Below are 23,533 nucleotides of genomic sequence, written 5' to 3' on the forward strand. Positions count from 1 at the left end.
GGATTACCATCAGGTAGTCCTTTTTCTTGTGATAAAATCTCCAAGCTAATCTTGATATGATGAAGCTATCACTAATAGAGGAGTAAGCCATGTTAAATAAAGTGAAAGCTCGATTTCTGATTGGATTAGGAGGTTTAATCGCAGTCAGTTTTATGGTCATGATTGGCTACACGATTGGCTCACAAACCATTTCAAAGCAAACAGAGAACCAAATACGAGCAGAAGCCAATAAACTTGTGTCAAAGAAAAAGCAGGAGGAAAGAGCGACAGTCCTATCAGATGAGCTTGTCAATGAATTTCTCACTCAATATTTCACCAAGGTCCAGCTGGGTGAAAATAACGCTCGTATCAAACCCTACATGACGGACTCGGCATTTTCAGAAGAGGAAGCAAATCAGAATAAAGCGATCAATCAAGTTTATAAAGACTATATGCTTGACTACCGATTTGAATCAGCCAGTATCTATGTCAATACAGAAAGTAATGTTGCACTTGCGGAAGTTACCTATCAAGTGACCTATGTATCTGATTTGAGTGAGCAACAACAGCGAACCTCTCAAACAGAAACCAAGACGGTTATGTTATCCTACTCCAAAGTTTCCGACAAGCTCCTGGTTAATCAGTTGACCATTTGGAATGGAAAACTAGAGGACATGAAAGAAGCCACAGATGGTGCAAATTCCAGCATACCAACGATCCAAGGAACTACGACAAGCGAGAACAACTAGCAGGAGACAGTCTTCTGCTTTTTTTGATAGGGAGGAAAGATGACACGAATTAAAGCAGTAAAACAAAAGGCCATTTTAGATGTTGCTGAGAGTCTGGGCTGTTCCTTCAGACGTTTATCAGGACACATTTATGAACACCCAGACCATGATTCCTTTCGGATTTTTGCCGATACCAATACTTTCAAATGGTTTTCAAGAGATATACAAGGAGATGTAATTGACTTTGTTCAATTAGTGACAGGTGTTTCTTTCAAAGAGGCTGTATCCTATCTTGAAACTGGGGATTTTGAACAAGTTAAGTTGATAGAAGAAACTTATCAACCATTTCAATACTATTTGCATGAAGAACCCTTTCAGCAAGCACGTACTTACTTGCAAGTCGTCCGTGGCCTAAGTGATCAGACTATTAATACCTTTGGCAGACAAGGATTGCTTGCTCACGCTACTTATCAATCGGAGCCCGTATTAGTGTTAAAAAGCTATGACCACAACGGGACCTTACAGGCCGCAAGCCTTCAAGGTCTCGTCAAAAATGAAGAAAAACACGATCGAGGTTATCTCAAAAAAATCATGAAAGGATCTCATGGCTATGTCGGTATTAGTTTCGATATTGGGAATCCTAAGCGACTCATTTTTTGTGAATCAGTTATCGATATGATGAGTTATTATCAGCTTTACCAAAAGCAATTATCCGATGTTCGCCTGATTTCAATGGAAGGTTTAAAACTTTCTGTGATTGCTTATCAGACCTTGCGTCTAGCAGCAGAGGAACAGGGGAAATTGGCATTTCTAGATACAGTAAATCCAAGCAGACTTAGTCATTATCTTCAGGCAATACAAGAGACGACAACCTTCTTCCAAACTCATTCAAATGCATTAACATTGGCTGTTGATAACGATGAGGCAGGAAGAGAATTTTGTCAGAAACTGTCAGATAAAGGACTTCCGCTTTCTCAAGATTTACCACCATTGCAAGGACTTGAAACAAAGTTAGATTGGAATGATATTGTGAAACGACAAAAGGAATTATCTTTAAGAGATCTTATCCAGTCTGCCCACACAAAAGTCATTAGAGATCATCCTCCACCTAAACGAGAGCACACTTTTGATGTGATAACAAAATCAAGTCCGCTATCATAATCTAGAATGTGACAAGGAGGACACCCTATGAGTGTGATTGAACGTCTGGCTGAAAAAGTAGCTAGACAAGAAGAAAAGGTCTCACGTGAGACGGAGAAATTGGAACACTATCGTGACCAACTACAAACAGCTATGTACAGTACCTTTATCAAACGGCAACAATCTAGTCAGTTGTCATTTCATGAAGCACTAGAGCAAGCCTTTGGTAAAGAAACCACACTACACCCAAATTACAGAAATGAGGATACAGAATGAGTAAAACATGGAATTTTGATCAGCCACTAGATGATGTGAAACCAACATCATCCCATGAAGAACGAGCTAAAATCGCAGCACTCTTCCATAAACAGGATGAAAAACCAATTGAAGAAGTAGACTATGTGGCTGCTTTTGAACAGCAACAAAAGGAGTCAGAATCTAAAGATGTACAGACGCCCGAATCAAAAGTTAAACAAAGCCAGCCGAAGAAAGTAAATATCACAAGCGACTATAAACAACACTTGGCAGACACTATTGCACAAAACAACAAGGATATTTCAGCCTGTCAAAAGCAAATTGAAGAACTTCATCAATTGATTGATGAAAAGAAAATCCAAAATAAAAAGTTGCAGGCTATTTCAGTAGCCATTGATGATTTATAAGTCAGGTAGTCCTATGCGGGCTACCTGACTTATAATTGAAGGAGAAGATAATGAAATTTTTTCAAAAGAAAAAACAGAACCAGGATCAATTTAAACGACTGATTCATCGACTATCAGAGATGTCAGATAGTGAACTAACCAAAGTAGAACAACTCCTAGATGTGGTCTTTGATTCTAGTTTCAAGTCTAGTGAGAGAGTGGAAATATCTAGGGACATTATAACCGATGAGGAAGAAAGTCTTGATAAGTCAATTCAAGAAGCGAAAAATAAACTGAATACTGAGCAGTTGGAAAAAAACATTGAGAGATTTAGACAAGGTAGGCGAGAGAGCAATAATAACAAATAACAGACCAATTATTTTGGCCTGTTTTTTGAAATATGTGCCATCGTTGAATCAAACGAAGTAAAAATATTTCTTGCTTAGTAGGAGGTGTTGTGGTATAATTTAGTTAGATTAGAAGTCATCGAAGGTACAGCAATGTATAACTAGGTGGCCTTTTTTCATATTGCGGAGAGATATTTTATGCCTAATAATGTATTTGAATTAATAAATTTTAAGGACTATTTTCCGTTAGATTTAGATATTACTGATAAAACTAGGTTGGTTTATAGACCAGTATTAGCACCAACTCAATTAAAATGTTCTCTTGAGCCGGCTTTAACTGAAGAACAGTTATATGTCCATATGAAAGAAAACTCTAACTGGTCTTTCAAATACAATGGGAATGATGATTTTTATAAACAGGATTGTATTGACTTTTTAAGAGATATAGACTTCCAATCATTCTCTCAATATGGGAAGTTGGTGGACAGAAAATACATAGAAGCAAAAAGAGTTTACTTATTTGATAGCTACTTTAGAAATTTTCTTCAAGAGATATTGGAGCGTATCGAAGTTTTTTTGAAGAAGAGTACAGCTGATGCTCTGACGATTGGATACAATAAAACTTCTTATATTTTTGAAGATGATACTCTCTATTATTCAGAACAATCTAAATACCGAAAAGAAAATCCTAAGAGGCTGGATATTGTTTTGAAAACAAAATATCATTTGTCACGATTGATTTTGGAAAAACAAGATGATGCCACAATCAAGAATCAGATTAACCAATATGGGGTCGTGTTACCTTGGACCGTTTTTCGTTTAATGACATTTGGAAATATAGCGTCCTTCCTCGTTGCCCTACAACCAGAATATCGAAATAAGGTTGCTGCCTATATTAGTCTTCCCTTGGACAAGGATGATAACATTCCAGCTAAAATCTTATTGTCTTGGTGTAACGCTCTTCGTTATCTTAGGAATATTTGCTCACACAATGGCAGATTATATGGTCGCTTACACCATACACTGCCAGCTTTTCATCATTCTGACAGAGAGTTGCTAGTGACAGACTCAGAGAATGATAGCAAGACACTATTTATCTATTTTATAGCAATGAGACATCTCATCTTGTCAATGTCCATAGAAACTAAGAATTTTTGGAATAAAAAATTACAAAAGCTTCTGGAAGAAAGTAATCAAGAACAAGTGGATTTGAGACACTATGGTTTTCCAAAAAATTGGATGGATTTATTGGCAATAAAGATATGATAAGTGCTTAGATGGACACGGACTAAAAAATAGATTAGAACGGAGGTAAAGTATTGAATCTTATTTCAATCAAAGAATTTGTCGAATTGACTATCAATAATAATCCAGACATCAATCCCAAAGAGCTTGAAGAAACCTTGCGTGCAGTACTTGAAGAAAAAGAAGGAGGGGCAAGGTGTATGAATTGTGGATCTCCTATTTGGGTAGCAGGGAGTGCACTGGTAGGGAGCTACATGTGCTTCACGTGTCTAACAGGTGAAGCCGATGGTAGTGATGATTTTGAAGTTTTAGGTTAAGCTATTTCATTTCAGAAATTTTTCGAGAGCCAAATGGCTCTTTTTCTTTTCCTGTGATAATTTTTTCAGCTCTCTCTTGTTACACTCTATCTAGTTTTAGAAAATCAACCCTTGACTTTTTCTTGGGGGTTTGGGGGCGAAGCCACCATGTTTTCTTATCGTCGGCTGACCAACCTGTAAGGTTTGGGTTCAGCTGGCGATTAGATTTTAGGTTATTGTGGACACAATAACTGAGCTCGCAAAAGCCGAAAAGCGAAGCGTTGAGGCTTTTAGGAAGCACCCGTATCCCATACGGTATCGGGGCTGACCCGATAGAGGCAAGTAGAGAAGGAGTATAACGAGATGACAGACCACTATCGTATTATCCGTAAGGAAATCAATCTGACACCAGGAGAACTTGAGCAGATTCAGGAGCTGATGAAGCAGGAACACGCAGAGCAATTCTCTCCCTTTGTCCGTCAAAAGCTGATGGACTTGGTTGAGAGGAAGCAGGCAGTAACGGATTGGTTTGCCCTCTGGCAGTCCCAGAAGATTGAACAAATCAGTCGAGACATTTTACAAGTGACTATCATGGCTGAACAGACCCATCAGGTTACAGCAGAGCACTTGCGAATTATCCTAACCTGTGTGCAGGAGCTGATGGCAGAAGTGGAGAAGGCTATCCCACTTAGCCCAGATTTTCGTGACAAGTACATGGGAGGTTAGATATGGAAAATCGTTACCGTACCAACCTCAAAAAAGTCTTTCTGACAGACCAGGAGTTGGAAACCCTGAACAACCGTATCGGTCAGAGTGGCTGTAAAAATTTCTCTGCTTATGCTAGAAAAGTTCTGCTCAATCCCAACATGACCTTTCTGACCATTGACACCAGTAACTATGACGACTTGGTATTTGAGTTGAGACGAATCGGAAACAACCTCAATCAAATCGCACGGACCGTCAACCAGACTCACATCTTAACACCAAGCGACCGTGGATTTTTGGTGCAAGGCATTGGCCAACTCATAAAGGAAGTGGAGAAGGACTTTAACATAAAGTGTCAGCAGCTGAAGGAGTTTTATGGTCGTCACTAAACACTTTGCGGTGTATAGCACCAAGTATCGTAAGAGCCTCATCAAGTATATTCTCAATCCAGAAAAGACGAAGAAGCTGAAACTGGTCTCTGATTTTGGCATGAGCAATTACTTGGACTTTCCCAGCTATGAGGAATTGGTGGAGATGTATCAGGCAAACTTGACCAACAATGATCGGCTCTATGATTCCAGAAACGACCGCCAGCAACTCAAGCAGACCAAAATCCATGCACACCACTTGATTCAATCATTTTCTCCTGAAGACAAGCTGACACCAGAGGAAATCAATCGCATTGGTTACGAGACTATCAAGGAGTTGACAGGGGGCAACTTTCGTTTCATCGTCACGACTCACACAGACAAGAATCATATCCATAATCATATCCTGATAAACTCTGTTGACCTAAACTCTGACAAGAAGCTCAGATGGGACTATGCCCAGGAGAGAAATCTTCGCATGATTTCTGACCGCTTGGCGAAGGAGTCAGGGGCAAAGATTATTCCGCCCAATCGCTATTCGCATGAGAAGTTTGAAACCTACCGCAAGACCAATCACAAGTTTGAACTCAAGCAGCGTCTCTATTTTCTCATGGAGAACAGCAAGAACTTTGAGGACTTTGTGGTCAAGGCTTCCGCTCTCAACGTGGAGATGGATTTCTCTCGCAAGTACGCCAGATTTTTCATGACCGACCGAGACATGAAGCAGGTCATTCGCGGCCATCAGCTGTATAAGCGCCAGCCCTACACCGAGGATTATTTCAGAGAGCATTTTGCGACACGAGCTATTGAGCAGCGACTGGATTTTCTCTTGCCCAGAGTACGAAACCTCTCTCATCTTTTGGAAATAGCAGAGCAGTTAAACCTGAAAATCTCCCCGAAGAAAAAGCATGTTACCTTTACCTTGAAAGAGGACGACCGAACAATTTCCATTGAGAACAAAAAGGTCAGCACAAAACACCTCTACGATGTCCAGTTTTTTGAGGACTATTTTGATAAAAGAGACATCACACCAGAACATGACTTGGCTAACCTGGTCTCAGACTTTGAAGCCTACCAAGAAGAGCGGGACAAGGACAAGCTCCCAATTGAGGAACTCTTGGCGGCCTATAAGGATTTCAAAGAAAAACGAGACCAGGTCCAGGAGTTTGAAGTTGCATTAGCGGAGCACCAGATTGACAAGTTAGTTAAAGACGGTCTCTTTGTCAGAATCAATTATGGTATCAAAAAAGACGGCTTGGTCTTTATACCAAACCGCAAATTGGATATTCATGAGAGTGATCAGGACAAGACCTACCATGTCTTTATCCGAGAGACCGCCCAGTTTTTCATTTACAATAAAGAGAACTCTGACCTCAACCGCTACATGCGAGGACGGGAGTTAATCCGCCAACTCACTCACGACAGCAAGCATATCCCTAAACGCAGACGCCCGACTATGGCCAGTCTCAAAGAGAAAATAGCAGAGCTTAATCTTCTTATTGAATTAGACATCAACAACAAATCTTACCAGGAAGTCAAAGATGAGTTAATCAAGGACATCGCCCAGCTGGATTTGACCATTACGGAGTTGCAGGATAAGGTCGCTCATCTCAACAAAGTAGCAGAAGTCCTGCTCAATCTTAATAACTCTGACCCAGAAAACAGACGGCTAGCCAGGTATGATTATGCCAAGATGAATCTGACTGCGGCTGTAAAAATAGAAGGGGTTGAGAAAGAAATTGAAACTTCTCAAAATGAACTCAGTAAATCCATAGATGAGTATGAATATCTAGTGAGAAGGTTGGAAAAGTTTGTTAAAATCTTAAATTGTGTAAAGTCAATCGATGCTAATATAGAGTATTACTCTAGAAAAATTATGAAAACATAGAAAAATTCAAATAAAATGTGTAATAATTATTCTGAAGAAATTCTGAAATACAGTTGGTATAATATAGTCGAAAAATATAGAGGTTATAATCATGAAAAAAAGAAATTTAGTATTAAACATTTTTTTGTCGTCAATTATTCTTTCATTTAATAATTTACCAATGCAAGTGAAAGCTAATGAAAATGCAGACGTTAGGTATAATATTCTACTAAAAAATCCTGAGTCGGTTGATGATATTGAAATGAATTTTGAAAAACAAGGAATCAAGGTTACAGATAAAATTCCTGAAATAAACTTTTTAACTGTATCTACTAATAAAAGTATTGATGAAATTAGAGAACTAAACGATTCGTATATTGAAGAAATTGTGGCTAATAATACGTTAACTGTAAAACCTAATATAACCTATTTATATGGTGAAAATGTTTATACAAATAATAGCTTTGATTTCTGGTCAAATCAGTGGGATATGCAAAAAAGTATCAGTACGGGGACCAAATTTAGACATAAATCAACTGGCAAGGCAACAATTGGAGTCATAGACTCAGGTATTACATATGATAATCCACAAATTTATTCAAATATTATTTCAGTAAAAAACTTTACAGCAGATTTAGATACGGGTGTAGTTGATGAGCAAAATATCATCGATAAAACAGGACATGCAACGTCAGTTGTTGGACAAATTTCATCAAATGGTGAATATAAAGGCATTGCTCCAGGAATGAAAATAAGGATGTATCGTGTATTTGATGAGGGAAACGCTCAAGATCAATGGATATTAAAAGCAATTATTCAAGCAGCAAAAGATGATGTTGATGTCATTAATTTAAGTTTAGGAGAGTATCTGTTAGAAAACTCAACTGATGAAGATGACAATACTGCCTTAGTTAACATTTATCAAAGAGCAATCAATTATGCTTATAATCAAGGTTCGGTTGTTGTTGCCTCTGTTGGAGATGAGGGGATTGATTTAGATAATCAAGCTGAATTGAAAGATTATCTAGGAAGTCTAAATGGCAAAGACTATAATCAGGTAGACGGTTTTGTGAGAGATATCCCAGCGGAATTAGATAACATTGTTACAGTTGGTTCCGTAGATGATGATGATTATATTTCCAGTTTTTCAAATAGGGGTAGCAGTGTAGATATTTATGCTACTGGAGGTGGAACTAAGGCATTAGCAGAAGTTGGTTATGAAAACTGGGTTAGTAAAAAGTTATATGAGAAAGATTGGGTAATTGTTCCTACATTAGAAGGGAAATTCACTTATGCTTATGGGACCTCTATTGCTACTCCTAAAGTATCTGCGGCATTAGGACTGATTATTGAAAAGTATAACTTAAAAGATCAACCAGATGAAGCAATTAAAATTCTATATGATAATAGCTGGTTAAGTAAAGATGACAATAATCAAGAAATTAGATCGCTGAATATTACGAATTTTGTGCAATAATAGTGTAAAATAGAAATATAATATTTTGAGGTATCAGGATGTATAAGATATTAGCTGTAGATGATGATTTTGAAATTTTGAAACTGATGAGAACTATTTTAGAGATGAGAAATTATGAGGTAACAACCTACCAAGAGGTTAAAGTTCCTCTTTCTATTAATGATTTTAAAGGTTTTGATTTAATACTTCTTGATGTCATGATGCCTAATATTGACGGACTACAGATTTGTAAAAAAATTCGTGATGAAGTAGATACACCAATTGTCTTCGTAAGCGCTAGAGATAGTGAAAATGATATTGTATCAGGTTTAAATTTAGGCGGAGATGATTATATTACTAAACCGTTTAGTGTCCATCAATTAGTAGCAAAGGTCGCTGCTCATCTAAAGAGAGAGGAGAGGCACAAGACTTCTAAAGAGAAAGAAAGCGTTGTTAGAGAATTGCTCCCCATCACTTTCTATCTTCAGGAAAAACAAGTTTGTATTAATGGAGACATTATACCTCTTACTCGAAGAGAGTATGATATTTTAGAATTGTTATCACGTAAAACCAATAAAGTTTACACAAGGGAAGATATTTATGAGCAAGTATATGATGACGAGGCTGATGCATTGTTTAGGTCTATTTCTGAATATATATATCAAATAAGAGGGAAATTTTCGCCATATGGAATTAATCCGATTCGTACAATAAGAGGCATGGGATACAAGTGGTATGACTAAAAAGAACTATTCGATAAAGCAGAGAAGTTGGAAAGTTGTTTTTGAAGTTATTATTTTGACAATTTGTAATGTAGTAGTGATTTTATTTTTATCAGCTGTGCTTTCCGAGTTAGGTCTTGTGACATATGGAACGACAGGAATGGACTTCCCTATACAGAAAGAGATGACGGCTGAGGAACTTAGTGAGGTTATGAAGCCTTATAGATATGACTTTGCTATTTTTAGTAGAATGTCAGAAGAGGTCAGTCAAGGTCATTTCGTCAATAATGAATTGCATTACTATAAATCAGTGATAGAAAAGCAGAAAAATCTCAAAGTAGATTTGATACATTATGAACAGTTTCAAACTGACGATTATTTTTTAGTTGTCAGATATAGTGAAGTCCCAGAATTTTCAAATCAATATTTTAGAAAAATTCCCTATAATTACCTGACTATAACTTTATTTCTCTTACTTTTTGCTCTGTCAATTATTATTTGTTTAACGAGATACATAAAAGAGATTTCTGCAAATTTTAGATCTATTCAGAATACGTCTGTCCAGATGGGAAGTAGAGCTTTCCCGCTCAATGATAGATATTCTCAAATTGATGAGTTTGATGCTGTTTTAAAGACTCTTCATAGAAAGGGCAATGATTTAGCGACACTTATTGAAAAAGAAAAATCGGAGAAGAAAGATTTTTCTTTCCAAGTTGGTGCTCTAGCTCATGATATCAAAACGCCACTAACTGTATTAAAGGGAAATCTCGAGTTACTTGAAATGACTAATTTGACAGAGCAACAAGAAGATTTTATCTCTTCGATGAACCATAGCATTAATACTTTTGAAAAGTATTTTAATGAGATGTTAAGCTATTCGAGACTTTTAATTGAAGATGGAGAATCTCATAAAAATATTTTTTTATCAGAATTTTTAGATGATTTATTGGCCGAAGCTGAGGATATTATGGTTACCAAAAAGGTGACGTTCGAACTTACTAATTCGACATCAGCTAAGAATTTTTATGGGAATCAACTTAATTTGAATAGAGCATTAATTAATATTTTGGCAAATGCAGCACGTTACGCTAACGCTGAAAAAAAGGTTATATTATCAGTAAAAGATACAGCAGATTTTCTTATTTTTGAAGTTTGGAATAGCGGTTCAGCATTCACACCAGAGGCTCTTAGTAACGCTAATAAATTATTTTACACTGAAAATTTTGGTCGAAGTAGTAGTCATTATGGAATTGGATTATCATTTGCCCAGAAAGTTGCCCAAAAACATGAAGGAAGATTAGTTTTGACAAATCCTGAAACTGGAGGAGCAAAAGTGGAATTGTATATTAAGAACAAACTCTTATGAAGTAAAAATTGAATTTTATTATATCATAGGAATAAAGGATAGCATTCAAGGAGTCAATGTCATTAAGTTAACCTCATCCTTCATCAAACAACCTATTCCTACACTCGTATATTAGTGCATATTCTGGGATAGGTTGTGCTTTTTATCGCATTTTGGCCGCACAAAAGGAAAGTTTTTTCCCCCATTTTTCATTAATTATGGAACTCTATAAGTGAAACTTACTGGACTTTGGCTTTTTATCATTCTTGGAAATGTTCGATTGGGTCGAACAATGGATAAATGCTTGGCTATGTAGGTGTTCAATTTGGAGGAAGCAAGTATACCTCTGAGAAATTTTTGACAGGCATAAACAGCGTCTGAAAAGTTGATTTTATAAGCTTTTTTCGCCTTTGATTGTTTAATGGTAACATGTGAGATGAGCCATTTACAAAAGTTAACATTGATAAAACGTGCATAGATTTCTTGGAGAATCCCTTCCTTCTTTTTGGCATGAAAATGAGTCAACCCCACACTGTATTTAAGGTCACGAAAACTGGTCTCTATGCTCCAGCTGCTGGCATAGAGGTCTTTTAATTTTTCCACGGGATTATCTGTATTTGTAACTAAGGTTTCATAGCAACCAGGTTGGATTTCCAGTCGTACCATACGAAATGTTAGCTCATAAAAGCTGATGGGTTCCGCTTTTCGACTAGAGCTCGGTAAGAAATCAAAAGGGTAGTGATGCGTTAAATAGTGATATTGGTTGGGAAAGTCTCGATAGTTTTGCTTCATCTCCTGGGTTTGTTTCCGACAGAGTTTGAGGTTGAAATGTTCATCAAAACAAGGCGTGTCAGGCAGGTTCAAACCTGATTTGATGGAGGCATTTCCATCCCGAATTCGGATGACATACAACCAATTTTTCTCTTGGCAATGGACCATGACATTGTAAGATTCATAGCCTCTATCCACGATGACAAGTGCTCGTGCGAAAGGGAGAATTCTCCATCATGTCAATGATTCATCATTATCGACCTTGTCTTGAATCCGCAGGTCACGATAAACAGCGTTTTCTAAATCGTAAAGTGCATTGATATGAGTCAAATTGTAAGGCGTACGATTTGCCCCCGTTTGGATACAGGTCGTCTTATCAAAGCGATTTCTAGGCAAAATGACATCACTGCCATCCACAGCTAAGATTGGCATAGGGTTAACAGTGGGGATTTTAGCAGTAAAATCTCTAAAATGCCTTTCAAATGCTTGGAATTTAATCTGATAACGTCGTTGAACGAAAGCAGACTGAGAGACGGCAAGTCCAGATCCAGCAGTTCTTTAGCTAAACTCTTGCCACCCAAGGCAAGGAGAGATTTCAACATCGTTTTCATGGTCAATGGGCTGTTTCGACTGAAATCTTTTGCTGGTTGACGGACAAACTGGTTGGCATCTGAAACGATGTCATCAATACTATTAAGCAAATGACTTTTAATTTGGTCAAACATGATTTTCTCCTTTTATTTTTAGTCTAACATAGAAAAAAATCCCCTGCCACTCAAAATTTGGAGTAGTAGGGGATTTAACTTAATGACATTGTTCAAGGAGTGACTATCTTTTTTTATATGATTTTGAGATAGTTGCTCTAACTGAAAACGCCTTAGGAGATTTCTTCCTATAAGAAAAATGACTCGTTTTCATAAAAGTTTTGACTCTGAACAAAATCTGAACAAGAAGTAATATGATGTTTGTATAAAGTAAGGAGGAAACTATTTATGCAAGTAAAAATCAATAATCTATCCAAAAATTATGGAGATAGACATGTACTAAAGGGTGTTAATTTCACAATTAAAGCTGGCAGTATCTGTGGCTTATTAGGTGTGAATGGAGCAGGAAAATCAACACTAATGAAAATTATGTTTGGTTTAGAGAAGGAAACAAGTGGAGAGATCTTTTTTGATAATCGTAAACGTCAAGTAAATGAATATAATGATAGAATAGGAGCTTTAATAGAAACACCTGCTATCTATATGAATCTTTCAGCATTTGATAATTTAAAAACCAAAGCATTGCTGTATGATATTACAGATGATCGAATTAAAGAAGTTTTAAAAAAGATTGGGCTAGAAAATACTGGAAGAAAGAAAGCAGGTAAGTTTTCTTTAGGAATGAAGCAACGCTTGGGCTTAGGAATGGCTATTTTGACGAACCCGAGTTTACTTATTCTTGATGAACCAACAAATGGGTTAGATCCAGATGGAATTAAGGAACTATTAGATTTATTGAAGGATTTGCAGAGGAATGGGATGACAATTCTTATCTCAAGTCATCAATTGCATGAAATCAGTAAGGTGGCTGATAATATTGTAATCTTAAATGAGGGCTATATTTGCTATAACGAATTAAATAATCACGATGATAACTTAGAAAAGATTTTCTTTAACATTGTTCATGGAGGTTTGAAATGAAAAATATTATCCGATCAGAGTTTTTGAAAATAAATAATAATAGTTATAGGAAACTATTGGTAGCCCTCCCCTTGTTAGCAGCATTGATTGCTTTCTTATTAGTTGGACCACAGATTTTAGAAAGTTTTACAATTTATTGGTGGGAGGCACTATTTCTCTTTGCTTTAGTGGGGTTACTTTTTCTTAAGGATTTTAAAAGCGAAGAGAAGGCAGGTCAATTTCAAAATGTTACTTTAGGAAAATTAGGATATAAAATTCGGGTATCTAAAATGATTTTAGTAGCAGTTCAAGTCTTTTTTTCAAGTGCATTCTTGATGCTTATCATAAAAGTAATGGAAAGCTATTTATATCCGAATTATATGGAGGTTAATACTTTACATGATTCAATAACATTATTGTTTATGCTATTAAGTGTGGTTTGGAATATAGCTTTTCTGTATTATTTATCAGATAAGTTAAACCCTTACCTGCTTGTAGTTGGGAACACTTTTATTTGCCTTTTGATTGCACCATTGATTGCACAGACAAAGTTCTGGTTTATTTTTCCTTATACCTATCATTACAAGGTGGCACAGACTATACTACATTTACGACCGTCTGGTGACTTAGAACAAAGTTTTGGAAATCTAAATCATTCCATAGTTTTATTGTGTGTACTCTTGTCAGCAATGTTAACGCTTATTATTTGTATGTTAATGTATCGAAAGAAGGAATGAATATGAAAATAATTCAAAGTGAGTGGCTGAAAATTAAAATGTCATATCCAAGCTATCTTATATTAGGTTTTTCGCTAATTGAAATAATCACGATTTTGCCATATTTAATATTTGTGAAAAGTAGTAAAGCTTTAGAAGCTGCTATCTTCTTTCCAATGCTAGTTATTGCAGTAATCATTAGCTTAGTAGCTATTTTGATTTGTGAACAAGAAGAGCAGGCTAATCACTTTCAAATATTGATTAGTGAACGGGAAGGAGCTAAGTTATGGGCGGCTAAGATCATAATTTTAGATTTAATGCTTTTACTACCAACAATTGGGGTATGGAGCTTATTATACTTAGTTTTCAAGCAAGATTCATATTTAACAGTTGGATTAATCTATTGGTTATTAAGTGCTTTCCTAAATCATTTTCACTTATTGTTAGCCTTTCTTTTAGGAAATAGTGGGAATTTGATTGTAGCGTTTATTGAGTGTTTACTTATTATCTTTGCAACAAATAAGGTATTTTTAGAGATGCACTGGTTACCAATAGCACTACCAATTAATATGATTTTAGAACCTGTAGATGGGTATTTAGTAAACCTATCTATCTTTATCAGTTGGATAGTTTTGCTATTTTTAGCTCAAATATATTTACTAAAATACTCAAAAATTAAAATATTGAAGTAATTAATCATTTTATTCAAAAAAATATATATAGAAAAATTTTTTCTGAACAAATTCTGAAATACGAGTATTATAATACAGGTGTTCGAACAAATAAAATAAATTTCAAAAATTGGAGGAAATTATAATGCAAAATAATGATTTTAATCTTGACCTAGTGTCAACTTCAAAAGAAAAAAAACAGGGTGCTTCACCACGTATTACTAGTATCTCATTATGTACAGCTGGTTGTATTACAGGTAGAATTATGGGATGTCATAAGACACCAACAGTTTCATGTAACTGTCACTAATTAACTTTTTATTTGGGTAGCAGCTATTTAGTCATGCTACCTTTATTTTTATCAGTTTTGTTCGATATTGAATAAAGCTGATAAAAGTAAAATAAATGCTGTAGAATGTAATTTATTTAAAATCTATAATCACTAATCTATAATCACTAAATGAAGTTATGAAATACCAAAGGAGATAGGAAAAATGGTGAATGACAAATATTTTAAGACAGATTCTTATTTAATTCGAAGTTCAATTTTAGAAACTCAGACTAAAAATTTTGTGAATAATATTGACTTTTTAGAACATTTGAAGAATGATCAAATGTTTTTAGAGCAATTATTTTTTGCCAATTCGTCTCTCTACTATCAACTACTAAAATACTATCAAGGTAACATTTCTAATACTAAAAAAGTAGATAAAATTGCAATTTCAGTATATCGATATTATAAACGTTCTCATGGAAGGCCAACTCCATTGGGATTATTCAGCGAAACCTCTATAGGGACATTTCAAGAGAATAATCATATGAAACTTAATGAAAATGTAAATAAAATTATTACATTGGATGCTGAATGGTTAATGTTATTAGTCTATAAATTTGAATCTGAGTACTACAACTCACTAAGTTTTACTATTAATAATGCTTGTTATAAAAAAGGTGATAGGATTTATCAACTTTACTCACTCATTGAAGATCAAGAAAAAATTAGTATTAGGGAAACTTCAGTATATAAAATAATTTCAAAAAATTGTAGTCGGGGTTACTGTAATTATCGAAAACTTATTGAAGAGTTAGTTAGTGTATATGGAATAGAAAGTTCTAATCTTGCCGAGGACTATATTTTAACTTTAATAAAAAATCATTACCTTTTATCGGATATTCAAAAAGATATACTATGCGGTTCACCAAGAGAAAAATTGTTAGATTTTATTTCACGTAATTATATAGACATTCATATAAAAACTTCATTGCGTAATATTTTTGAAATGATTGATTTATACTCGAAACTTCCAATTGGAGAAGGGGTTGCACTCTTAGAAAAAATTTATGAAACAATGTCATCAATCGTAAGAAGTAAATCGTACCTTAAAATTGATCTGATATCTAACTATTCTGAGTTTTCATTCTCAACTCAAATACAAGAGAAGTTCGAAAGATTTGCAAACTTCATAGCTCTTTCAACAGAATCTACTAATAAAACACATCTTGATTACTATTCAGAAGCTTTTTTAGAAAAATATGGACTTGAAAGAGAAGTCAAATTAGTTGAACTATTGGATCCCTGTATTGGTTTAGGAGCTCCATTTGGTTATAATCATCCTAGTAATGATTTCATAATGGAGGAACCACCTTTTGAATTTTACTCCGAAGCGGAAGAACAAATGTATCTGGATCTATATACTAAAGCAGTTAGTGAGCGAAGACCTATTGAACTTTCATCAATAGTAAATCATTATGAAAAAATTAATTCAGAAAAGTTATCTAATATAGACGGTTTTGATCTTTTTTTTAATATGGTAAAAAAGGATGGTAAAACAATCTTTAGTCTTAGTAATATTATTGGTTCAAATACATTAGGTGGCGGTTCCGGTCGTTTTGCTGGCTTGAGTGGCACTCTACAGAATTTTCATGAGAAACTATTACAACATGAAGATAGAATTGGGGACTTAGATAATATTAGTACTTGCGAAATTTTATTTTTACCAGAGAACTTGAGGCATAGAAATATTATGAATACTGTTTCAAATAGAAATTTCTGCCTTCCTATATCTACAGATGTTTCTGGTAAGAAAATTTTATTAGAAGATATTTATATAGGACTTAGCTCAGATTTGAAATTTTACGCTAGGGATATAAGAAGTGGAGAGTTTATCAGATTTTATTCTACCAATATGTACAATTTGACGTTATTTTGTAATGAGCTAAGATTTTTAGTTGAAATTTCAATAAAAAATAATATTGGAAAAATACCTTGGGAAATAATTTATAAAAATTTTAGTTATGTACCTAGATTGACTTTTGAAGATATTATCATAGCTCCTGCAAAGTGGCGTGTTCGTGTTAATGATACTATGAACTCAGTTAATCAAATTGTAAAAAAATATGGTCTACCTCAAACTTTCTATATCGAAGAAGGAGATAGTAGAATCCTTATCAACTTAACTAAACAATTGGATTACAATAGTTTTGAAAATCTGTTATCTAGCAGCTTCCAAAATAAAACTCAGTTAATTTTAACTGAGGTCATAGGAGATGATAGTCCGGTAGTGAGAAACGGGAAATCAACATCGTCTGATTTAGTGATTCCTTTTAGAAATACAAATTATTTGAGTAATTGTTCGCACGGTTATAAAAAAATTGTGGAAACTCAGGATTTTGAATTGATGGATCGAGAACGTAGGCAATTACCATTTCAAGAGTGGACGTACTTTAAAATTTATATATCAGAAGATAGGCAGGATGAGTTTCTAATAGGTTATTTAACGAGACTTAAGAATCATATTTTAGAAAATGAAGGTAAGGTCTTTTACTTAAGGTATAGGGATCCCAAACCTCATATCAGGCTTAGAATATCAGGATTATCAGAGAATATAGAATTGTATTATAGTGTACTATCAATTATAAATGAAGCAATAAAAAACTGTATTGTTTCTACATTTTCAATTGATATCTATGAGAGAGAGCTTGAAAGATATGGTGGTAGTTTACTTATGAGAGAAATTGAAGATATCTTCTGTGTAGATTCTCAAATTTGTATTGAAATGATTAATTCCTCTAAACTTGACTCCGAGCTATCTATTTTAGATTATGCGGTTTTGGTTAATTACATATATTTAAAAACTCTCTTTATAAGAGATGACTCAATTATTGAATTCCTAGAGGATGTTTCCCCATCAAATAGATCAAAGAATTTGAATAAAACAAAGCATCACTATATAAATATGATAAAAAATTATATTTTGAAGAATAATCTCCAATCAAATTTTCCTATAATAACTGAACTAAGTATATTGCTTCACTCTATCCAGTTCAAAATAAATAAGTTCGAAAAATTCCGAAAAACATCTATTGTGGATAGTATAATCCATGTTCATAATAATAGATTAATAGGTATTGATCGAGAACAAGAAAAAGAGATATATAATATTTTAAGATTGGTCTTTCAAAATGAAAAATTTACAAAGGATAAGTAATATGGATAAAATTACCTCCAAACAATTATTGTCTACAGTATTCACGATTCCAAATACATTAAAGTTAATTTTTCGACTAGAAAAGAAATATGCCACATATTTAATTGTTATCAATGTATTAATAGCTCTATTTCCATTAGGCATATTTTACGTTTATCAAGAGTTAATAAATGCAATTTTGTTGCAGTCTAATAAAGTTTTACAAACATTAGTCATATATTTTATAGTGCAAAGTGTTAGTTCTATTTTTGTACAAATTAATGCATTTTTCCTAGAGAAGTTCAATTTAAATTTATCTTATAGCTTAAGTAAAAAATTGATTACAAAAACATCTTCACTAGAATTGGCTGATTTTGAAAATGCTGACACATATAACCTAGTTGAGAATCTAACACAGGATAGTACATATAAACCATATCAATTATTCAATGCTATCATAAGTTTCTTTTCCTCTATTATTTCTTTACTAGTTTGTTTATTTTATATAAGTACATGGAAAACTAGTATTGCACTTTTTTTGTTGTGCATACCTCTTATTTCTTTAGTCACTTTTTTAAAAATTGGACAACTAGAATTTTTAATCCAATGGAATCGTGTTGGTGCTGAGAGAAAAGTCTGGTATTATATCTACTTATTAACACATGACTTTTCATTTAAGGAAATTAAATTAAATAACATCAGTGACTATTTAATTAATAAGTTTAGTTTAATAAAAGAAGAATTTATTTCTCAAGATTCGGAAATTTCAAAGAAAAAGAATATTTTTAATGCTATTTTAGACATTTTGCTGAATTTTATAAATTGTTTAGTTATCATAATGTTAATTTCTGCTGTTAGAGCAGGGGAGATTTTATTAGGAAATCTAATAAGTCTTATTCAGGCTCTTACAAGAATCAATACGTACTCTCAATCTATGATACAGAGCGTATATATAATATATAATACTAGCTTATTCATGGAGCAATTATTTAACTTTTTTGAGTCAGAGCAATATGATCAATCAAATATATATATAAATAACACAGATATTTCACTAAAGGAAGTATCAGAAATCAATTTAGTGGATGTTAGTTATTGTTATCCCAATAGTTCTATTAATGCATTATCAGAAATCAGCCTAAGTTTTAAATGTGGTGAACTTGTCGCTATTGTGGGGAAAAATGGTTCGGGTAAAAGTACATTAGTAAAATTATTATGTGGGCTTTATAAGCCAAGTCAAGGTGAGATAGTATTTAATGGTATCTCGAATAAAAATTTAGATTTAGCCTTTTATCAAAAGCATGTATCAGTTCTTTTTCAAGACTTTGTTAAATATGAATTAACTTTGAGAGAAAATATAGCATTAAGTAATTTAGAAATTTTAAACGATACACAAGCTATTAAGTTAGCTTTAAAGAAATTTTCTTTTGAAGTGGATCGGGATATTGATATGCAATTGGGGACTTGGTTTCAAGATGGGCGCCAATTGTCTGGTGGTCAATGGCAAAAATTAGCCTTAGTAAGGACTTTCTTAAAAAATGCTTCTGTTTATATTTTAGATGAACCAAGTTCAGCACTAGACCCAGTATCTGAAAAAGAAATATTCGATAAATTCATAGAGCTTTCTCGTGACCATGTATCTATTTTTATTTCACACAATTTAAAGTCAGCTAAAAAAGCAGATAAGATTATTGTAATGAAAGATGGAAAAGTTGATGGAGTGGGTAATCATGAAACTTTATTAAGGACAAATGAGCACTATAAAAAAATGTACTATTCAGAACAATATGAGGAATTATGATGAAAATGGATGAATTACTTGAAGATGTCTCAAAAATAACAATAGCTGAATATGATTTTGAACTTGATAACATTATAAATAGTAATAATAACTATGATGTTGTGACTTTATCACGTGGACTTCCAGGTTATATATTACTAGTATCGGAACTGAACAGTAATCACGTGAGTTCATATGAAGAAAAACTGACTTCTTATATTGAAATTCTAGTTTCAATATTATCAGAAAGAGGTGTTATGACAGGCTCTCTGTATTCGGGTGCTGCTGGAATTGGGATTAGCTTATTACATTTAAATGAAAATAAGTATAAAAGATTAGTGGAAAGTTTAGATGAATATATCGAATATTTCGTTAGTGAATTTTTACCTTCGATAGATACGGGAAATATGTCCCCAACAGACTATGATATTATAGAGGGAGTATCTGGTATCTTAGTTTATATCTCGCTTCATGATAGAGAAAGGTTAAAAGATGTTCAAAGAAAAATTGTAAATTTTTTGACTAGTTCATTCAAAGAGGATATATGGAACGATATTTTTTATGTCACTTCTCAAAATCAAATGTCTGAATCGGAGAGCGTACTATTTCCCAAAGGTTGCTTAAATTTAGGGGTAGCACATGGCTTAGCGGGAGTTGGAATTGCTTTAGCTTACACAATGATAAAAGGAAACTTTAGTTGTCAAATTGAAGAAACCTTGCGACATATCATTGATGTATATGAACAATTTGAAACACCTAGTTTGTATACATGGAAGGATGGATTAGATATTGATGAATTAAAACAAGGATATTCTAATTCTAAATTCTTACCAAATATTGATGCATGGTGCTATGGTAGTCCAGGCATATCTCTATTATATATGTATTGCGGAGTTGCATTAAATGATGAGTATCTCAAGAATAAAGCAGTCGAAATTTTAAAAACTTCAATGGAAAGACAAGCTGGAATAGATTCTCCTATTTTATGTCATGGTTATGCTGGATTACTAGAAATATGTCAATTTTTCAAGTATGTATATCAAACAGATGAATTTGATAAATATATTTATGATTTTGATAAAAAAATTACCCAATACCTGCAGTCCAAAAGGAATAACGAATTACAAATAATTTCACAGTTTGGCTATTTAAATGGCGATGTGGGTGTTTTATTATCTATGTTGCACATATATTCAAAGAATGTGAACACCTATTGGCAGGCAGGACTACTTTTATTTAAGGATATAATTTTTGAATAAACGGTTCGATATTCTGAACAAACCCTGAACTTTTAACTTTACAATATCAAGTGTAAAGGAGTACAAATTCATGAAAAAAGAATTTTGATCAACTGAGCGTCAACGTTTTTCTGTACGCAAGTATTCAATTGGTGTTACTTCAGTGTTGCTTGTGGTATGTTTATTTGGGGCAACTCAGAAGAGTGTATCTGCAGATGAAATAGCAGCTGCAATCGCTTTTCAAGAAGTTATAGTCAATCAAAATACTGCTTCTGGGAATGAAATAGCTGAGGAATTCTCTCAAATGGATGATGTACCATTAGAAAACGAAAAAATTAATGATAGTCTTGAAGACGTCAAAACTAATATAGATGTTTCTAATGGGAAAATAGCTTATTCCTAAAATATTGATGTAAAAAACAAGCTGAATCAAATATACTAGACGAGTTAGCGGTGCATACAGAAAGTGTAACGGCTACTTCGCCAGAATCAAGCAAAGCAGAGCCTGCAGATGAAGAATTATCTAAACAGTCAGCAATTACAGAGGACTTGAATGATACAATCCCGGTAGAGGTTGTAAAACAAGCTACTAATGAAGTTAAATCTAGCAAAGATGGTGGATTTTTGATGACGATTTGGTTGCAATTGAAGACTTCCTTGAGCAAAATAATGATTTGAAATTATCTAAAGGAGCTACTTCTAGAGCAGGGAAAGTAATAGGTGATGATTATCCAGCTAGTTGGAAAAAGAGACCAGATGAGTTTGATACTTGGGGATACAATAAATCAACATGTACTTCATTTGTAGCGCATAGGTTACATAGCGTAAACAAATTTGAAGTTCCAAGAGCAATGGGAGATGCTGGACAGTAGGGGAATATAGCCCGTCGATTAGGCTATTGAGTAGATAATACTCCAGCTGTTGGCTCAGTAGCTTGGACAACAAATGGAACATTTGGGCATGTTTCTTGGGTTGCCTCAGTATCAGGAAATACAGTAACAGTAGAAGAATATAACTGGAACTGGGATTATGCTTATCACACGCGAATACAACCGATTTCAGCATATACTGGCTTTGTTCATTTTAAAGATTTAACTAGCAGTAATTCTTCTGATGCATCAGGCGGTAATTCTTCAGGAGGACAGACTAATCTAGGAACTATGTTACTTCAGCCTGGAACATATAGATTTACTAGCCGTAAAGGCATTAAATCAGAACCTAAAATCTATAGTACCGACATAGCTTATTATGACAGTGGAGATACAGTCAATTATGATAAAACATTAGTAGCCGATAATCATGAGTGGATATCATATGTTTCATATTCTGGGGCACGCAGATATATCGCTATTAACCAGTTAGCCAAACCAGTTTCGCCTGTTGTCAAAGGAACAACTAACATTCAAAACAAAAATGATCAGTTAGGTACTTTTGATGTTGTAATTTCAAACGTTTCAGGACGCCAATGGATTTCGTACATTGCTTATAGTGGTAATAGAAGATATATTGCGATTAGTTAACTGAATTGAAGGGAATAGCACTTTGTGAGTAATTCATTTTAGTGCTATCCCTCTTTTTTACAATAATTTATGCCAATCTGGCATAAATTATAAGATTCGTTCAAAGCTTGACTATAATGGTGTTAGGAGTGGACGGATGTATAGGCGTGTTAAGGATTTAAGAGAGGATAAAGATTACTCTCAAGACTATCTTGCAAAGTATTTATCCTGTAGTCAATCAGCTTATTCAAGGCTTGAAAATGGTAAAAGACAATTATCAATCGAATACTTAATTAAACTATCAACTTTATATCATGTTAGTACCGATTATTTGCTTGGTTTAACAGATTATCCTTATCGCCTTCATCATAAAAAATAGTCTCTCCTTGTTTGTTCATTGACAACTGAATAGACCAAGGTGGGACTTTCTTATTTGTCGAGCAGTTTAGCTTGATTCGCCATGATATGAGCGAACAAAATCAGCTATAAAATAGAATGGTATTCTATCTGCCAAGACACAAATTAAGGATAATGATACTTCTGCACGTTCGGGCTGCCAGCGATAAAGGCCAGCGGGTGTAACTCCCATGAATGACCTAACCAGTCATTCCCGCTGAGGTCATTATTTTAAATTTTAAGGAATAATATAGTATGACAAAAATAATAATAGGTGAGGACACATCGCAGGTTGTCATTGAAGGCTACAAAGTAACGGTAAAGGTTACCGATAAGCCATTGAGCCTAACGGATATTTTAGATGATTTACTTGGTAGAAAGTTAGAAAAAATATAAACTTTTAGCGGACAAGTAACAGTAAATTATGTAAAATAGAATAGTAGAACTTCAATCCTTGATTGATCCGCACCTAATATTCGATTAAGGAGAAGA

26 protein-coding genes and 1 pseudogene are annotated in these 23,533 nt (G+C 34.1%); 26 read left to right on the forward strand and 1 reads right to left on the reverse strand.

Features of this window, described 5'->3' with window-relative positions; translation table 11 throughout:
- The first annotated feature begins 89 nt into the window (after positions 1–89).
- From PHA78_RS04820 to PHA78_RS04880, 13 genes are all read left to right on the forward strand, one after another.
- Positions 90–728, forward strand: coding sequence for a hypothetical protein (locus PHA78_RS04820; RefSeq protein WP_014636296.1), 639 nt, complete (start codon positions 90–92; stop codon positions 726–728).
- A gap of 39 nt (positions 729–767) precedes the next feature.
- On the forward strand, positions 768–1,868 hold the full coding sequence (locus PHA78_RS04825) for a toprim domain-containing protein (protein ID WP_272158510.1): 1,101 nt from the start codon (positions 768–770) through the stop codon (positions 1,866–1,868).
- Positions 1,869–1,895: 27 nt separating this feature from the next.
- A complete protein-coding gene (locus PHA78_RS04830; protein ID WP_000110922.1) occupies positions 1,896–2,123 on the forward strand; it encodes a DUF5965 family protein in 228 nt (75 codons plus the stop codon).
- The gene (locus PHA78_RS04835) at positions 2,120–2,509 is read left to right on the forward strand and encodes a DUF5945 family protein (protein WP_000048066.1); all 390 of its coding nucleotides are present in this window, start codon (positions 2,120–2,122) and stop codon (positions 2,507–2,509) included. The genes PHA78_RS04830 and PHA78_RS04835 overlap by 4 nt, the downstream gene beginning before the upstream one ends.
- A 50-nt stretch (positions 2,510–2,559) precedes the next feature.
- Positions 2,560–2,856 (forward strand): hypothetical protein, encoded by a 297-nt coding sequence (locus tag PHA78_RS04840; RefSeq protein ID WP_024376481.1) that lies wholly within the window; start codon positions 2,560–2,562, stop codon positions 2,854–2,856.
- Positions 2,857–3,033: 177 nt separating this feature from the next.
- The gene (locus PHA78_RS04845) at positions 3,034–4,101 is read left to right on the forward strand and encodes an Abi family protein (RefSeq protein ID WP_024376480.1); all 1,068 of its coding nucleotides are present in this window, start codon (positions 3,034–3,036) and stop codon (positions 4,099–4,101) included.
- A 53-nt stretch (positions 4,102–4,154) separates the two neighbouring features.
- Positions 4,155–4,397, forward strand: coding sequence for a hypothetical protein (locus PHA78_RS04850; protein WP_002936408.1), 243 nt, complete (start codon positions 4,155–4,157; stop codon positions 4,395–4,397).
- A gap of 342 nt (positions 4,398–4,739) precedes the next feature.
- Positions 4,740–5,102 (forward strand): SAG1252 family conjugative relaxosome accessory protein, encoded by a 363-nt coding sequence (locus tag PHA78_RS04855; RefSeq protein ID WP_024376479.1) that lies wholly within the window; start codon positions 4,740–4,742, stop codon positions 5,100–5,102.
- Positions 5,103–5,104: 2 nt separating this feature from the next.
- Complete coding sequence (locus PHA78_RS04860) at positions 5,105–5,470, forward strand: plasmid mobilization protein (protein WP_017768985.1); 366 nt, start codon at positions 5,105–5,107, stop codon at positions 5,468–5,470.
- Positions 5,457–7,337 (forward strand): SAG1250 family conjugative relaxase, encoded by a 1,881-nt coding sequence (locus tag PHA78_RS04865; RefSeq protein ID WP_024378760.1) that lies wholly within the window; start codon positions 5,457–5,459, stop codon positions 7,335–7,337. The genes PHA78_RS04860 and PHA78_RS04865 overlap by 14 nt, the downstream gene beginning before the upstream one ends.
- A gap of 91 nt (positions 7,338–7,428) precedes the next feature.
- Positions 7,429–8,793 carry a S8 family peptidase gene (locus PHA78_RS04870; protein ID WP_024376477.1) on the forward strand — a complete coding sequence of 455 codons (1,365 nt, stop codon included), beginning with the start codon at positions 7,429–7,431 and terminating at the stop codon, positions 8,791–8,793.
- 38 nt (positions 8,794–8,831) lie between these two features.
- Positions 8,832–9,515, forward strand: coding sequence for a response regulator transcription factor (locus PHA78_RS04875; RefSeq protein WP_017768982.1), 684 nt, complete (start codon positions 8,832–8,834; stop codon positions 9,513–9,515).
- Positions 9,508–10,860, forward strand: coding sequence for a sensor histidine kinase (locus PHA78_RS04880; protein WP_024376476.1), 1,353 nt, complete (start codon positions 9,508–9,510; stop codon positions 10,858–10,860). Before PHA78_RS04875 ends, PHA78_RS04880 begins: the two co-directional genes overlap by 8 nt.
- A 195-nt stretch (positions 10,861–11,055) precedes the next feature.
- Here PHA78_RS04880 and PHA78_RS04885 read toward each other — a convergent pair.
- A pseudogene (locus PHA78_RS04885) lies at positions 11,056–12,335 on the reverse strand (IS4 family transposase).
- Positions 12,336–12,602: 267 nt separating this feature from the next.
- Between PHA78_RS04885 and PHA78_RS04890 the strand changes: the two are divergent.
- The 13 genes from PHA78_RS04890 to PHA78_RS04950 all read left to right on the forward strand — a co-directional run bounded on the left by PHA78_RS04890 (position 12,603) and on the right by PHA78_RS04950 (position 23,437).
- On the forward strand, positions 12,603–13,295 hold the full coding sequence (locus tag PHA78_RS04890) for an ATP-binding cassette domain-containing protein (RefSeq protein ID WP_017768979.1): 693 nt from the start codon (positions 12,603–12,605) through the stop codon (positions 13,293–13,295).
- Positions 13,292–14,011, forward strand: coding sequence for a lantibiotic ABC transporter permease (locus tag PHA78_RS04895; protein ID WP_024376473.1), 720 nt, complete (start codon positions 13,292–13,294; stop codon positions 14,009–14,011). Before PHA78_RS04890 ends, PHA78_RS04895 begins: the two co-directional genes overlap by 4 nt.
- Positions 14,012–14,013: 2 nt before the next feature.
- The gene (locus PHA78_RS04900) at positions 14,014–14,682 is read left to right on the forward strand and encodes a hypothetical protein (RefSeq protein WP_050571415.1); all 669 of its coding nucleotides are present in this window, start codon (positions 14,014–14,016) and stop codon (positions 14,680–14,682) included.
- A gap of 124 nt (positions 14,683–14,806) precedes the next feature.
- Positions 14,807–14,971, forward strand: a complete 165-nt coding sequence (locus PHA78_RS04905) for a gallidermin/nisin family lantibiotic (protein WP_079267797.1) — start codon at positions 14,807–14,809, stop codon at positions 14,969–14,971.
- A 184-nt stretch (positions 14,972–15,155) separates the two neighbouring features.
- Positions 15,156–18,149, forward strand: coding sequence for a lantibiotic dehydratase (locus tag PHA78_RS04910; protein WP_099779888.1), 2,994 nt, complete (start codon positions 15,156–15,158; stop codon positions 18,147–18,149).
- Position 18,150: 1 nt separating this feature from the next.
- Complete coding sequence (locus PHA78_RS04915) at positions 18,151–19,929, forward strand: ABC transporter ATP-binding protein (protein ID WP_225585635.1); 1,779 nt, start codon at positions 18,151–18,153, stop codon at positions 19,927–19,929.
- Positions 19,926–21,167 (forward strand): lanthionine synthetase C family protein, encoded by a 1,242-nt coding sequence (locus tag PHA78_RS04920; protein WP_050572115.1) that lies wholly within the window; start codon positions 19,926–19,928, stop codon positions 21,165–21,167. The genes PHA78_RS04915 and PHA78_RS04920 overlap by 4 nt, the downstream gene beginning before the upstream one ends.
- Before the next feature lie 127 nt (positions 21,168–21,294).
- Positions 21,295–21,549, forward strand: a complete 255-nt coding sequence (locus PHA78_RS04925; RefSeq protein WP_079267770.1) for a hypothetical protein — start codon at positions 21,295–21,297, stop codon at positions 21,547–21,549.
- A 50-nt stretch (positions 21,550–21,599) separates the two neighbouring features.
- Positions 21,600–21,824, forward strand: coding sequence for a hypothetical protein (locus PHA78_RS04930; protein ID WP_024375789.1), 225 nt, complete (start codon positions 21,600–21,602; stop codon positions 21,822–21,824).
- Positions 21,782–22,018 carry a hypothetical protein gene (locus tag PHA78_RS04935; RefSeq protein ID WP_142350595.1) on the forward strand — a complete coding sequence of 79 codons (237 nt, stop codon included), beginning with the start codon at positions 21,782–21,784 and terminating at the stop codon, positions 22,016–22,018. Before PHA78_RS04930 ends, PHA78_RS04935 begins: the two co-directional genes overlap by 43 nt.
- Before the next feature lie 288 nt (positions 22,019–22,306).
- Positions 22,307–22,666 carry an SH3 domain-containing protein gene (locus PHA78_RS04940; RefSeq protein ID WP_017768970.1) on the forward strand — a complete coding sequence of 120 codons (360 nt, stop codon included), beginning with the start codon at positions 22,307–22,309 and terminating at the stop codon, positions 22,664–22,666.
- A gap of 136 nt (positions 22,667–22,802) precedes the next feature.
- On the forward strand, positions 22,803–23,024 hold the full coding sequence (locus PHA78_RS04945) for a helix-turn-helix domain-containing protein (protein WP_017768969.1): 222 nt from the start codon (positions 22,803–22,805) through the stop codon (positions 23,022–23,024).
- A 272-nt stretch (positions 23,025–23,296) separates the two neighbouring features.
- Positions 23,297–23,437 carry a hypothetical protein gene (locus PHA78_RS04950; protein ID WP_017768968.1) on the forward strand — a complete coding sequence of 47 codons (141 nt, stop codon included), beginning with the start codon at positions 23,297–23,299 and terminating at the stop codon, positions 23,435–23,437.
- Positions 23,438–23,533: the final 96 nt, after the last annotated feature.

It is taken from the genome of Streptococcus sp. HN38 (genome assembly GCF_028335765.1).
GTDB lineage: Bacteria > Bacillota > Bacilli > Lactobacillales > Streptococcaceae > Streptococcus > Streptococcus suis_P.